18 protein-coding genes are annotated in these 12,762 nt (G+C 61.7%); 5 read left to right on the top strand and 13 right to left on the bottom strand.

What is annotated here, in order from left to right:
- Positions 1–65: 65 nt before the first annotated feature.
- A complete protein-coding gene (locus tag LOY22_RS17355) occupies positions 66–710 on the bottom strand; it encodes a LysE family translocator (RefSeq protein ID WP_258594189.1) in 645 nt (214 codons plus the stop codon).
- Between the two features lie 133 nt (positions 711–843).
- Between LOY22_RS17355 and LOY22_RS17350 the strand changes: the two genes are divergently transcribed.
- Positions 844–1,344, top strand: a complete 501-nt coding sequence (locus LOY22_RS17350; RefSeq protein WP_045194685.1) for an Lrp/AsnC family transcriptional regulator — start codon at positions 844–846, stop codon at positions 1,342–1,344.
- A 194-nt stretch (positions 1,345–1,538) separates the two neighbouring features.
- A complete protein-coding gene (locus LOY22_RS17345) occupies positions 1,539–2,069 on the top strand; it encodes a cysteine hydrolase family protein (protein WP_093387444.1) in 531 nt (176 codons plus the stop codon).
- On the opposite strand, the gene LOY22_RS17340 is transcribed toward LOY22_RS17345, so the two are convergent.
- From LOY22_RS17340 to LOY22_RS17285, 12 genes are all read right to left on the bottom strand, one after another.
- A complete protein-coding gene (locus LOY22_RS17340) occupies positions 2,046–3,653 on the bottom strand; it encodes an ABC-F family ATP-binding cassette domain-containing protein (protein WP_258594186.1) in 1,608 nt (535 codons plus the stop codon). The genes LOY22_RS17345 and LOY22_RS17340 overlap by 24 nt on opposite strands.
- A 180-nt stretch (positions 3,654–3,833) precedes the next feature.
- On the bottom strand, positions 3,834–4,076 hold the full coding sequence (locus LOY22_RS17335; protein WP_045194678.1) for a hypothetical protein: 243 nt from the start codon (positions 4,074–4,076) through the stop codon (positions 3,834–3,836).
- A gap of 14 nt (positions 4,077–4,090) precedes the next feature.
- Positions 4,091–4,330 carry a hypothetical protein gene (locus LOY22_RS17330; RefSeq protein WP_045194676.1) on the bottom strand — a complete coding sequence of 80 codons (240 nt, stop codon included), beginning with the start codon at positions 4,328–4,330 and terminating at the stop codon, positions 4,091–4,093.
- Positions 4,331–4,673: 343 nt separating this feature from the next.
- Entirely contained in the window at positions 4,674–4,916 is a 243-nt protein-coding gene (locus LOY22_RS17325) for a hypothetical protein (protein ID WP_213603791.1), read from the bottom strand.
- Between the two features lie 9 nt (positions 4,917–4,925).
- The gene (locus tag LOY22_RS17320) at positions 4,926–5,168 is read right to left on the bottom strand and encodes a hypothetical protein (protein ID WP_213603793.1); all 243 of its coding nucleotides are present in this window, start codon (positions 5,166–5,168) and stop codon (positions 4,926–4,928) included.
- A gap of 7 nt (positions 5,169–5,175) precedes the next feature.
- Complete coding sequence (locus LOY22_RS17315) at positions 5,176–5,661, bottom strand: hypothetical protein (RefSeq protein WP_045194671.1); 486 nt, start codon at positions 5,659–5,661, stop codon at positions 5,176–5,178.
- Positions 5,662–5,809: 148 nt separating this feature from the next.
- Entirely contained in the window at positions 5,810–6,052 is a 243-nt protein-coding gene (locus LOY22_RS17310; protein WP_093381029.1) for a hypothetical protein, read from the bottom strand.
- Between the two features lie 12 nt (positions 6,053–6,064).
- Positions 6,065–6,544, bottom strand: a complete 480-nt coding sequence (locus tag LOY22_RS17305; protein WP_045194668.1) for a hypothetical protein — start codon at positions 6,542–6,544, stop codon at positions 6,065–6,067.
- Positions 6,545–6,662: 118 nt separating this feature from the next.
- Positions 6,663–8,051, bottom strand: a complete 1,389-nt coding sequence (locus tag LOY22_RS17300) for a hypothetical protein (RefSeq protein WP_258594182.1) — start codon at positions 8,049–8,051, stop codon at positions 6,663–6,665.
- A gap of 21 nt (positions 8,052–8,072) precedes the next feature.
- Positions 8,073–8,930, bottom strand: coding sequence for an ammonia-dependent NAD(+) synthetase (gene nadE / locus LOY22_RS17295; RefSeq protein WP_258594180.1), 858 nt, complete (start codon positions 8,928–8,930; stop codon positions 8,073–8,075).
- 11 nt (positions 8,931–8,941) lie between these two features.
- Positions 8,942–10,147: a nicotinate phosphoribosyltransferase gene (gene pncB, locus LOY22_RS17290; RefSeq protein ID WP_258594178.1), complete on the bottom strand. Its 1,206-nt coding sequence runs from the start codon at positions 10,145–10,147 to the stop codon at positions 8,942–8,944.
- A gap of 2 nt (positions 10,148–10,149) precedes the next feature.
- Complete coding sequence (locus LOY22_RS17285; RefSeq protein WP_258594176.1) at positions 10,150–10,794, bottom strand: isochorismatase family protein; 645 nt, start codon at positions 10,792–10,794, stop codon at positions 10,150–10,152.
- A gap of 99 nt (positions 10,795–10,893) precedes the next feature.
- Between LOY22_RS17285 and LOY22_RS17280 the strand changes: the two genes are divergently transcribed.
- Genes LOY22_RS17280 through LOY22_RS17270 form a run of 3 tightly spaced genes read left to right on the top strand, consistent with a single transcriptional unit; the run spans position 10,894 to position 12,654 of the window.
- Complete coding sequence (locus tag LOY22_RS17280) at positions 10,894–11,454, top strand: adenylyltransferase/cytidyltransferase family protein (protein ID WP_093381040.1); 561 nt, start codon at positions 10,894–10,896, stop codon at positions 11,452–11,454.
- Positions 11,451–12,161 carry an NrtR DNA-binding winged helix domain-containing protein gene (locus tag LOY22_RS17275; protein WP_093381042.1) on the top strand — a complete coding sequence of 237 codons (711 nt, stop codon included), beginning with the start codon at positions 11,451–11,453 and terminating at the stop codon, positions 12,159–12,161. Before LOY22_RS17280 ends, LOY22_RS17275 begins: the two co-directional genes overlap by 4 nt.
- 25 nt (positions 12,162–12,186) lie before the next feature.
- Positions 12,187–12,654 (top strand): GNAT family N-acetyltransferase, encoded by a 468-nt coding sequence (locus LOY22_RS17270; protein WP_258594173.1) that lies wholly within the window; start codon positions 12,187–12,189, stop codon positions 12,652–12,654.
- The last annotated feature ends 108 nt before the right edge of the window (positions 12,655–12,762 follow it).

Raw genomic sequence — 12,762 nt, 5'->3', positions numbered from 1 at the left:
TAATACATCCCGTGCAGATCGGGAACGCCCAGTCATAGATTGGACCTTGGTCGCAGTGAAAATCTTCAGCCACCGAGCTGGCGCAGCAGTGCCAGACGCATGCCGAAGCCGATCAGCAGGGTGCCGAACACGCGGTTCTGCAGTTTCTGCTTCCAGGGGCTGGCGGCCAGCCAGCGCCCCAGGCGATCGCCACTCAGGGCATAGAGCCCGTCAAAACCCAGGCCGACTACCACCAGCACCGTGCCGAGCACGGCAAACTGCTGGCCGACCGCAGCGCCGTGCGGGTCGATGAACTGCGGCAACAGCACCGAGCAGAACAGCAGCGCCTTGGGGTTGAGCAGGTTGGTCAACAGGCCCTGGCGCAATGCCGCCTGCCAGTGCCCGCGCTGCTGCACCCCGCTGTGACGCGGCGGCAGCGGCGGCAGCGGCGCAACCGGGGCGCAGAGCAATTGCCAGCCGAGCCAGGCCAGGTAAATACCGCCGGCAATGCTCAGCAGGTCAAACGCCCAGGGGTGGCTGCGTAGCAGGGCGGCCAGGCCCAGTGCCGCCAGGCTTACGTGCGCCGCGCGGGCCAGGGCCAGGCCCAAGGCGGTCACCAGGGCCTGGCGCTTGCCCTGGCTGGCGCCGGTATTAAGCAGCAGGAACATGTCCGGGCCGGGCACCAGGTAGACCACCAGCAAGGCGGCGCAAAACAGGCTGTATTGAGACATGACGGGCTCCTGCGCAAATAACGGGACGAGAAAATTCTAAGCGCGAAAGGCCTGGCAGGTGCTTGCGATTGTTGCGTGTTTGCCTGGCTGTATTGCTATAAACTGCCACGATCTACCATTCAGAATTAAGATCATGCCAAAACTCACCCTCGACGCTTTTGATCGCAAGATTCTCGAAGCTTTGCAGCGCAATGCCCGCCTGAGCAATGTCGAGCTGGCTGAAGCCATTGGCCTGTCGCCGTCGCCGTGCCTGCGCCGGGTGCGTCTGCTGGAAGAGGCGGGGCTGATCAAGGGCTACGCCGCGCAACTGGACCGCGATGAAGTCGGCCTGGGCCTGACCGTGTTCGTCGGGGTCAAGGTCGAGCGCCACCACGAGCCAGCCGCCCAGGCCTTTCAGCAGGCGGTGCTGGCGCTACCGCAGGTAATTGCCGCGCACCTGGTGTCCGGCGAGTCGGACTTCCTTTTGCAAGTGGTGGTGCCGGACCTGCGCAGCTACGAGCGCTTTCTCATCGACACCTTGCTCAAATTGCCCGGCGTCAGCGATATCCGCAGCAACTTCGCCATCCAGACCGTCAAGGCGCACGGGCCGTTGCCGCTGGATCACCTGGGCCTGGCCGAGGAAAACAAGCGTTGACCGCTGCCTGGCCCGGGCGCATTATCGAGCTATGAAGATTTGCCTGCTGACCTCGTCGCGTACCACTACCACCGCCATACGCGGGGCGGGTACGGCTGCATAACCTTAGGCAGCAGGTAATCCAAGGCCCCGCCAGCAATGGACGGGGCCTTGTCTTTTCTCCGTCCGGGCTGGCCAATCACACGGAGATGAAGATGCAAGCAAAACGCGCACTGCTGGTCCTGGATATGCAAGTGGGTTTGTTCCACGGCCCCGAACAACCCTGGCAGGGTGAGCAGGTGCTCAACCGGATCAACAGCCTGATCGGCGCTGCGCATAACGCCCAGGCAGCGGTTTTTGCGGTTCGCCACACCGGGCCCGAAGGTTCGCCGATTGCCGCCGGCAGCCCCGCGTGGCAGTTGTTGCCGGCCCTGGCGATTGATCCCGCACGCGACACGGTCTTCGATAAAACCCGGCCCAGTGCCTTCTTTGCTACCACGCTGGCCGATCAACTGCGTGAAGCCGCTATCGATGAACTGGTCATCGTCGGCCTCAAGACCCAGTACTGCGTCGACACCAACTGCCGGGTTGCCCGCGAGCTTGGCTTCAACGTCGTACTGGTCAGTGATGCCCACACCTGCATGGACACCCCAGGCTTGCCCGCCGAGGCGATCATCGCCCACCACAACCTGACCCTGGGCGGCGCCTTTGCCCGCCTGCAATCAAGCGCGGATGTGCAGTTCTGAGCCCTCGCCCAGTTGCAGGTAGCCGTCCAGCGCCAGTTGCTGCATGAACACCCGGTCGTGGGACGCAACCAGCAAGGTCCCACGATACTGGCGCAGCATCGCTTCAAGGGCAGCGAGGGAGGGCAGGTCGAGGTGGTTGCTCGGCTCGTCAAGCAACAGCAGGCCCACCGGGGTGTCGCGGTACAGCACCCCGGCCAGGCTTGCCTTGAGCCGTTCGCCGCCGCTGAGCACGCCGCTGGGCAAACTGATGCGCTCGGCGCCCAGGCCCAGTTGCGCCAGGCGCGTACGCAGCAGGCTCTCGTCCGGGTTGGCGCTGGCGCTGCGCAGGTAGTCGAGCACCGATTGCCCGGCGGGCAGCAGGCTGCAGTGCTGGTCGAGCAAGGCGACTTCGCTGCGTACTTCACACGTCCCCGCGGCCGGCGCCAATTGCCCGGCCAGTACCTTGAGCAAGGTGGATTTACCGCTGCCATTGGCGCCGACCAGGCCCAGGCGTTCGCCGCTATACAGGCTGAGATCGACCAGGCCTTGGTGGGCGAAGGGCAATTGCAGGTCTTGAAGTACGACTACCTGACTGCCGCTCGGTTGAAGCGACGTGGGCGCATGGATCACGATCGGGCTGGCAGATTCAACCTGCTGCGCCGCATCGCGCACCTGTGCGTTAAGCGCCTGGCGCGCCGCTTGATGATCACGCTGCTGCTTGCCGGCAGTGGTTTCGCTGCGTTGCTGCTGGCGGTCGAGAAGGATCTTCGCCTGGTTGGCCGAACGCGCAGCCTTGCTGGCGCGTGACTGCTGGCGCTGCAGGCGCTCGCGCTGTTGCTGCAGCTCGCGGGCCTGGCGCTGGCGTTCGAGCTTGAGGCGTTCCAGGGTGCGTTCGGCCTGCTCGGTCTGCGCGCTTTTGCACTGGGCGTAGACGCTGTAATTGCCGCCGTAGCTGCTCAGGCCCAGGGGCGAGAGTTCGACGATGCGTTCCATGCGCTCAAGCAGCGCGCGGTCATGACTGATCACCAGCAGGCCCTTGTTCCAGCCCTCGAGCAGGGTCATCAGCGCCTCCCGGCTGGTGGCGTCCAGATGGTTGCTGGGTTCGTCGAGGATCAGGTAATCGGCATCACTGACAAAGGCCCCGAGCAGCGCCACGCGCATCGCCTGGCCACCGCTCAGCGCCGCTGCACAGTGCGTCCAGTTCAGTTGCCCCAGGCCATGCAGATCAAGCTGCGCCTGCAGGCGTTCGCGAATGTCCCAGCGCTCGCCGACGCAATCGAAGTCCGCGTCTTGGGTGCTGCCGGCCTCGATGCGCAGCAAGGCATCGATCACCTCGCGTACCTGAGCCAGGTCCGCCACCGTGGCATCGGCATCGGCCAGATGCTGACCCACATAGTGCACCCGGCCACGACGCAGGCAGCGGCCTTCGCTGGGCGGCAAGCGCCCGGCCAAAACTTGCGCCAGCAACGACTTGCCCACGCCATTGCGACCGACCAGGCCGGTGCGGCGCTGGTCGAAGGTCTCGACAAGATCGGAAAACAAAAGCCGGCCATCCGGCAAGGCCAGGGTGACGCTGTCCAGCGTCAGGATCGACGTATTCGTCATGCAAAACTCCAAGAAATGCCCGCGACGTCCCCGCAAAGGGGCTGAAGACTGGCCGTCGCAAAGACGGCGGCATTAATTGCGCATTGGACGAATACCTCGGGGAGATGAGTGAGGGGACAGCTTAGGGCGCAGAGCGGTGCGGGTAAAGAGCTATTCAGTCGGTGTATTGAAGATACTCACTCATTCGTCAGGTTGAAACTTGCGGCGTCCGATGATCAGCGTCGTACCTGCGCAGAATACGAGCACAGGCACTAGGAACAGATCCATTGCCTCCCAATAGCTACCACCCGGTTTGAACAGTAAAGTAATACCGGCAGCCCATAGGAACAACCCTAGCCATTTACGAATCAGGTAGGGCTTCAGGCAGTGATCCAGAAAGGCGATGAGGATCAACGCGTAACATAGCTGGGTAACTTCAGACATGATGTGTGCTCTGCTCAGCCATGCTCTAGGTACTTGCGTCGTGTCATGAAAAGCGCACCGCCGGCTCCAGATATGCAGATGGCGATGAATTCGATGTCCAATGAACCTGCCCGGGTAGGGAGCAGGTAGCTGGCAATCGTGCCGCCGAAAAACAGTACGATGCCACAGCGCTTTCGTAGGCGATAAGGTTTGACTAAGAAGTACAGCAGGTAAAATAGAATCAAGAGGATTGTGTACTGAAGATACTCATTCATGGGGCCAGACCTGCGGTCGGTATGATTATCGAATCAGCTGAAAATTGTGGGCCGATGCCCCCGTCAACACGAGCCTCAATGCTTATGATCAGGTTCCGCGATCACCCTCCGTAACAACGAACTTGGAAACATAGAAAACTATTCCGTGAGGACCGGCGTACTCATAGGTTTTTTCTATCTGCACAACAACCCTCCCTGTGTAATACAGACGTGCCAGGCGCACCTCATCATTGACGTGCAGGGAAAGATGCCCATATCAATTTCGGGCGTTTGCCGTATTGCTCCGGCATGAAGGTAGGACCGATCCCAAATTAGCGGATGACGGTCTGTCGAAGAGGCTCTCTCATTCGCCCCGTTGAAACTTTCGACGTCCCTTGACCAGAGTCATGCCCGCGAATAGTACGAACAAAGGGAACAGTTTCAGATTCAACTCATGCCAATAGAGGCCGCCCGGCACAAACTGCAATGTAACGGCGGCTATCATCAACGCCAGGCCCAGCCATTTGCGGAGTAAATAGGGTTTAAGGCAATGATCCATAAATGAAATCAGGATCAGTGCGTAGCACAGTTGGGTAACGTCAGACACGAGTGGCACTCAAGCGTCCTCATCGAATCGATTACGTCTGAAGAACAACTCCACGCCACCGAGAATCGCAAAAAGTGCAATAAGGTGCAGGTCGACGTCGAGCCAGTAGCTGCCTTCCAACGTGAATCTACCGATAAGGCCGCCGAGCAATAACGTCAGGCTTAACCATTTTCGGAGTGTGCTGGGTTTGAGCCGGCGCTCGACCACAACAAAGATGAAGAAGGCGATGAATAGCTGGCTGAATTCTGCCATGGCGTCTTCAACCTTGATTCTTGATGATCATTGAGGACGCTGATCGTTGGGGGCCGATACCCCCACTGACAGATGCCTGGATGCTGACAATTATGTCGCCGGAATGATAAATCGGTAGGTGTGGTTCGGTGAGGGAGGCAGCGGCGGATCCAACGAGGGATCCGAAAACTGGCGTTAGGAGCAGAGTGGCGGCGCCCCCAAAGTAACCTCCGATGACAGCGATTACGTCAAAGCGCTGACTGTTCAATCTATCCGCCTGCTGACGGCTCAACGCTCGAGAAACAGCGACTCTCATCTCACAAACACGATTACCGGCCTGCATTCTGTCGTATAGCGCCACCAGCATTGTGTTGACTTGGTAGTGCGCCCCCTTCGCCTCGCTGATATGCAACTCGCGCAGCCTCGCGCGATCTTCCGGCAGGACCACAATTTGCGAGACGTGGAAAACGATGCCGAAGTTGCCGGCGTACTCATAGGTTTTTTCGATCTGCACAACAACCTTCCCTGTGTAATACAGACGCGCCAGGCGCGCCTCATCGACGTGCAGGGAAAGATGCCCAAATCAATTTCGGGCGTATGTCGTACTACTCCGGTATCAAGGTAGGACCGATCCCAAATTAGCGATCAGCCCCAGGAAACGCTCAGCCAACCGGCGCAAACCGACGACGTTTGAGGAACAGCCCTACACCCAAGGCGACGGCGAAGATCGACAGCAGCCCCAGGTCAGCCCCCAGCAGGCGGGCCTGGCTTGCCGCTACGCAGCCGACCGCGCCAGCGGCCACCAGCGCCAGGCCCAGCCACTTGCGCAGCGGGTAGGGCTTGAGAAAGCGATCAAGCAAAAAGAACAGCACCAGGGCCAGAACCAGCTGGGTAATCTCGGACATGTGCGGCTCCACTCAGGTCTTGATGATCAGGGTCGAAATGGTGCTTTGCGGGCCGATGCCGCCGTTGACCCGCGCTTCAATGCTGACCAGCACGTCGCCGGCATGGTAGGTGGGCAGGATTTCGTTGGCGTACATGCGCACACCGGCACCCACCGGGACGCCGACATAGGGCGAGGCGACGGAACTGGCGGCGCCGGCGAAGGCCGAGGCGGCGAGGTTGGCGACCTTGGTGCGCTGGGCATTGAGCACGTCGCCCTGCTGGCGGGTCAACGGCTTGGAGATGCCGATCATCATGGTGCACGGCAGGTTCTTGGCGAGCATCTTGTCGTAGACCTCGACCACCTTGCTGTTCACTTCATAGTGAGCGCTTTTCGCTTCGCCAAAATGCAGCTCACGCAGGCGCCCGCGTTCGCTGTCGGTGAGGGTGATCTGCGAGACGTTGAAGACGATCCCGTGTTGGCCCATGTATTGGAAAGTCCCTTCGAACTTCATTGCACGCATCCTTTCGAGGCAAAGGCGGCGATTCTGTACAAGGATCGCCGTCGGTGCAAATCATTGTGCCAGGGTTGTGATCAACTCGTGCCTTGGAGGTGAGAGGGCCCCAAGGGGTTCACTTCACCGTCTGCAGACGCAGGTCGCTGTAGTAAAAGGCGTTCTTGTCGGTGCTGGCATTGAAGAAGTAGCCGTAGTCTTCCAGGTAGAACAGGTGATTCACGCGTTTGTACTCGTCACCCTTTACGCTGCAGTCGAGTGCCTTGGCATTGCCACTCAAGCTGGCGTTGAGGGTGTTGGCCGGCAGTTGCTGTTGCACGGTGCACTCGGTGATCTTCAGATCCTTGTCGTACTGGCCAATCACGCTGTTGTTGGTCACACCTTGCTGTGAATAGCTGAGTTTGCTGCCCACCGCCATGGTCTTCCAGTCACCCTTGAAGCTCAGGCTGGTCAGCGCGCTGCTTTCACTCATGCCGGTAAAGTCGCTTTTGCTTACCAGCGGGATCAATCCGCGCCAGGTGACCTTTTGCGCCTCATAGCCTTTGCCACGCAGGATCAGCACTTGCTGGCGGCTGTTGGCATCGACGGAGAGAAAGTGCTCTTCGCGCATGGGCGACGTCTTGCCTTTCATGGTCGAGGTGCCGACGGTTTCCAGGTAGGTTAGCGGCTGCACCGGCGTGGGCAGTTGCAGGCGCTCGAGGGCGACCATCACCGACGGGCTGACCGGCGGCATCACCCCGGTGACGATCGGTGCCTTGAAGCGCGGGCTGAACAGCGCCAGTTGCGCGAGTTTGTCCGGCGTTGCGCAGGCCAGATCGTACAGCGCCTGGTAATCGGCGTTGCTGCCAGCCACAGGCGCGGGCTTGGGCAGTGACGGGACCATGCCGTCGGTGACCCGGTTGTCGGCATCGACATCGTAGCCGGCCAGCAGGGTGTAGGTGCCGGTGCTGCAGTTGAAGCGGTGATGCTCACGCTTTTGCGCGTAGGGGGCGTTGTACGGCAGGTCGAGGAGGATGCTCGGCTGGTCGAAGGCGGCCCACAGGCTGACCTCGTCGCCGATTTTGGCGATGCTGTTGCGCTCGACCAGCACCCATGGCTCGCCCTCTTCACCTTTAAGCTTGCGCCAGTCGGGCTTTGCTTGAGCCTTGCAGGCCTGGGCGAAGCTGGGGTTATTCAGCAGGGTGGCATGGTAGCGAGCCGGCATCGGCTGCGGTGGGGCATAGCCGCTGGTGCTTTTGAAGTAGGCACGCTGGTCGGCGTCCAGGTACATGATCGCCACGTTCGGCTCGATGCACGAGGCTTCGAGCTGGAAACTGCGATCACTCAGGCCGTTGTTGGCCGGTACCTTGATCTGGAAACTCAGCACATCGCCTTCGCGATACAAACTGTTGGCCGACAGCGGCTGGGCGAGCATGTTGCCGATGTACTGGTCGAGGCTGTCCTTGGAAGGCGTCGCGCAGCCCGTGAGGGCCGCGGCTGCCAGTGTGGTGATGATCAGACGTTGCACAACAAGCTCCGGTGAGTCCATTCAAGGTGGCGGCATTGTAGCGAAACTTGTCTTGGGTGCCTTGGGCAATTCGCGCTTGTGCCGGGTCTTGTCGTAGGCACTGATGATGGTTGTGGCCACGGCGTTATCGACCTCTTCGCCGTGCAAAAAGGCATCGATCTGCGCGTAGCTGACGCCGTAGACCTGCTCGTCGGCCAGGCCCGGGCGTAGCTCTTCAAGGTCGGCGGTCGGCACCTTGTGTACCAGGTGTTCAGGCGCACCGAGGGCGGCGGCGATGGCCCGCACCTGGCCTTTGCCCAGCCCGCTCAGCGGCGCCAGGTCGCAGGCGCCGTCACCGAACTTGGTGAAAAACCCCATCACCGCTTCGGCGCCATGGTCGGTGCCGATTACCAGGCCATGGCGGGCATTGGCCAGGGTGTACTGAGCGAGCATGCGCAGGCGTGCTTTGACGTTGCCGAGGACAAAATCCCGCTGGCTGTCAGCCAGTGTGGCCAGTTGCGGAAGTTGCCCGGCCAGGCCCTGAACGCCATCGGCAATGTTCACCGTCACGCACTCATCGGCGCCGACAAAGGCCAGGGCCGCCTGGGCATCGGGCTCGTCATGCTGGGTGTTGTGCGGCAGGCGCATGGCGATGAAGCGGTAGCCGTTGTCGGCCTGTTCGCTGCGCAATTGCTCGACCGCCAACTGCGCCAGGCGCCCGGCGGTGGACGAGTCGACGCCGCCACTGATGCCCAGCACCAGCACTTTCAGGCGCGCTTCGAGCAGGGTCTGCTTGATGAAGTCGATGCGCTGGCGGATCTCACTCGCCACTGCAGCACCGTCTGCGAAGGGCGCCACCACGCCCAGGGCCTGGGCAATCTCGATCTGACGACTGTTCATGTGCTGCTCCTTCACTGGCCTTCGACCTTGAACACGTGCTTGAGGTAGCTGACGAAGTTCTCGTCGCGGCATTGGGTCTTGCCCGGGCTGTCGGAGATCTTCGCCACCGGCGCGCCGTTGCAGGCGGTCATCTTGATCACGATGTTCATCGGCTCAACACCTGGAATGTCGCAGGTCAGGTTGGTGCCGATGCCGAAGCTGACGTTGATCCGCGGGCTGAGCTCGCGGTACAGGTGCAGGGTCTTGGCGAAGTTCAGGCCATCGGAAAACACCAGGGTCTTGCTCTTGGGGTCGATACCGAGTTTTTCGTAGTGGGCGATGGCCTTGTTGGCCCAGAGCAACGGGTCGCCGGAGTCGTGGCGCAGGCCGTCGAACAGCTTGGCAAAGTACAGGTCGCAGTCCTTGAGGAAGGCGTCCATGCCGATGCAATCGGTCAGGGCGATGCCCAGCAACCCGCGGTATTCCTTGACCCAGCATTCCAGCGCGGCGACCTGGCTGTCGATCAGCCGCGGGCCCAGTTGCTGGTGGGCCATGAACCATTCGTGGGCCATGGTGCCGATCGGCTTGATGTCCAGCTCGCGGGCCAGGTGCACGTTGCTGGTGCCGACAAAACGCCCCGGGAAATCCTGCTTGAGGGTGTGTACCACGTGCTCCTGGACCCGGTAGGAAAAGCGCCGGCGGGTGCCGAAATCAGCCAGTTGCAGGCCGGCCAGTTCCGCAGGCGACGCTTCGGCCTTGAGCCAGTCGAGTTTCTGGTACAGGCGCTCGCCGACCTGCTCCATCACCACTTCGCGGTAGCGGTAGCGGTTGCGCACCTCCGAGACGATTGCCAGCAACGGGATCTCGTAGAGGATCACGTGCAGCCAGGGTCCGCGCAGGCGGATTGCCAGTTGTCCGGCGTCATCGATGCCAGCGTGCACGTAGCGCAGGTTGAAGCGGAACAGGCTGAGAAAGCGGATGAAGTCCGGCTTGATGAAGGGGATGCGCCCCAGGTACGCCAGTTGATCCTGAGTGATCGAGACCTCGGCCAGTTGCTCGATCTGGTAGCGGATCTCGGCCAGGTACGGGGTCAGGTCTTCGCTGTTGCGGCAGCGGAACTCCCATTCCACCTCGGCGTTGGGGTAGTTGTGCAGTACCGCCTGCATCATGGTGATTTTGTAGAAGTCGGTGTCCAGCAGGTTCTGGATGATGCTTGGGCCGAAGACGCTCTCGCTCATGTTCATGCTCCCTTGAATGCGTTCAGTTGCTGGTCGAGGCTGGCGAGGTCGGCGCAGGCGATCACGCCGTGCCCGGTCATCTCGGCCAGGGCCTCGGCGCCGCCCAGGGCACAAATCGCCCGGCACGCCGGTTGATAGAGGAACACCTGCAAGCCTGCAGCCTGCAATTGCAGGGCGGTGTTCTTGACGCAGAAATCCAGGGCCAGGCCGCCGACGATCACCGCCTGCACGCCGTGCACCTTGAGGTATTCGATGACTCCGGTGGAGCGGCGGTTGGCCAGGTCGTGGTAGCAGGCGCCGTAAGGGTGCAGGTCGGGCTCGATGCCTTTCCACACGAAAAAGTCGTAGTCGATTGGCGCGGGCAGGCCGGCCAGCAGCTCGAAGCCCGGCGTGCCCGGTACGCAGTGGCTGACCCAGGTCAGGTCGGCGTTGGCCATGCCCAGCGGCTGCAGCATCTCGGCGTGGCTGCCGACCACCCAGGCGGCTTTTGGCGTGTGCGCATCCTTGCTGCCGATGCGCAGGCTGGCGCGTTCGGCCATGGCGTTGAGGGCCGGGGCGATCTCGGCGCCGCCGGGTACCGGTAACTCATTGGGGGCGTTGTCGGTGAAGCCGTTCTGGGCGTCGACATCGAAGCTGGCGATTTTCATGCGGTGCCTCCTGCGCTGGGTGTGGACACATAATTCACTAGGTGTAATATGTATGTCAACCGCTTTTTCTTTTTCACAAGCAATCATGGTGGATATAGTATGCATAGTGAAATATATGAGTCGGCTCCGGTGCGGTTTCGCCTGGCGGTCTACGGTGGGGCCTTTGACCCGCCGCACCCCGGGCATTTGAGCGTGATCACCCGGGCGCTGCAGTGGGCCGAGCAGGTGCTCGTGGTGCCCAGTTACCGGCATGCCCATGGCAAGCGCATGGTCGACTTCGACCTGCGCTGGCGCTGGTTGCAACGGCTGATCGCGCGCCTGGATAACCCGCGGGTCAGTTGCTCGGCGGTGGAGCGAGAGCTGGGCGGCGAGGGCGGGGCGGTGTACAGCTATGATTTGCTCTGTGCCTTGAGCGAGCGCAGCGGTATTGCCCGCGCTGATATCGCCCTGGTCATCGGCGAGGATAACCAGGCCAATGTCGCGGGCTTTTACCGAGGCCAGGAACTGCTGGCGGACTTCGGCCTGCTGGTAGCCGAGGAGCAACTGGGCGTGCACAGCTCGGCGATCCGCGCCGGCCTGCGCAGTGGCCAGGCGCTGCCGGCGGCCTGGTGCCTGGCCGACATCGTTGACGAGTTTGAGGTGTATAGGAGTCCACAGTGAGTGCTGCAGAAGTACTGGCCAGCGTCGACATCGTCGCGTTGCGCCTGCATCCCGAAAGCAAACAGCTGCAAGTGTTGCTGTACCGGCGCGAGCGCGCGCCCCACGAAGGTGAATGGGCGCTGCCGGGGGTGATCGTCAACGGCCGCACCCCGGACAACACCCTGGCGGCCGCGGCGGACCGGGCGATGAGCGAAAAAGCGCGGATTTTGCCGCGTCACCTGGAACAGGTGGGCACCGAAGGCAACGCCTTTCGCGACCCGCGCGGCTGGTCGATGAGCACCTACTACCTGGCCTTGCTGGGCCCGCAGGTCGAGGCCGGCAGCGAGCAGCTGTGCTTTGTCGACGTCGCCAGCGTCATCGGCCGCAAGCGGGTACTGCCGTTCGACCACAACCTGCTGGTGCAACTGGCCTGCGAGCGCCTGGCCTCCAAGGCGGTGTACACCAACCTGCCGCTGTACCTGGCGCCGGAGCGATTCACCGTGCTCGATGCCTTGAACGCGGTGCAGGCTTGCCTGGGTCACCCGGTCAACAACACCTCCCTGCGCAAGCGCCTGGAGCGCATGAAGGACGAAGGCTGGATTCGCGACACCGGCGAAAAGAACTTCCCGAAAATGGGCCGGCCGCAGCAACTGTTCGAACACACGCCAAAAGCCGAGACGCCGTTCGTGTTTGACCGTAGCCTGTTGCCCGAGCGCTCTGGCGCCTGAGCCAAAATACAAAAAAGGACATCACATGCCGAACCTGGAATGGCTTGAACAGCACATGCAGCACTGCGACACCTTCGCTGAGCGGCTGTACCGACAATTCAGCTACGAATACGCCGGTATCCCGCTCAAGCAATGGCAGCGCGAGTTTGCCGAGGGCCAGCGCAATGGCGACTGGCAATGCCTGGTGGCGCTGCAAGACGGCCGCTTGCTTGGCGGTGCCGCGCTGGCTCGCGACGACTTGCCCGGGCGCCCGGAGCTTGGGCCCTGGCTTGCGTGTGTGCTGGTTGAACCGCAAGCGCGCGGGCAAAGCCTGGCGGAAAAACTGATTGAAGGAATCTGCCAGCAGGCCCGGGAGCGCGGCGTGGCCACCCTGTACCTGCACACCCATGACCAGAGCGCGTACTACGCCAAACGCGGCTGGAGCGTGCGCGAGCAGTTCGAGGCGTGGGGCAAGGCGCAGTGGTTGATGTCGCGGGAGTTGCTTGGCCAGTAGGCCCTTAGGCTTTGTACGAAAAGTGCCTGCGCGACGATCATGCTGCGTTGAAAACAGGCTCGGAATGCTCATTTACAACTCGTAAAGTCGTGCGCGACCCCGGCCGTT

This window comes from Pseudomonas sp. B21-035, from assembly GCF_024748945.1.
Classification (GTDB): domain Bacteria; phylum Pseudomonadota; class Gammaproteobacteria; order Pseudomonadales; family Pseudomonadaceae; genus Aquipseudomonas.
The sequence above is the reverse complement of the archived record's forward strand: the minus strand, read 5'-3'. Positions and strand labels throughout refer to the sequence as shown.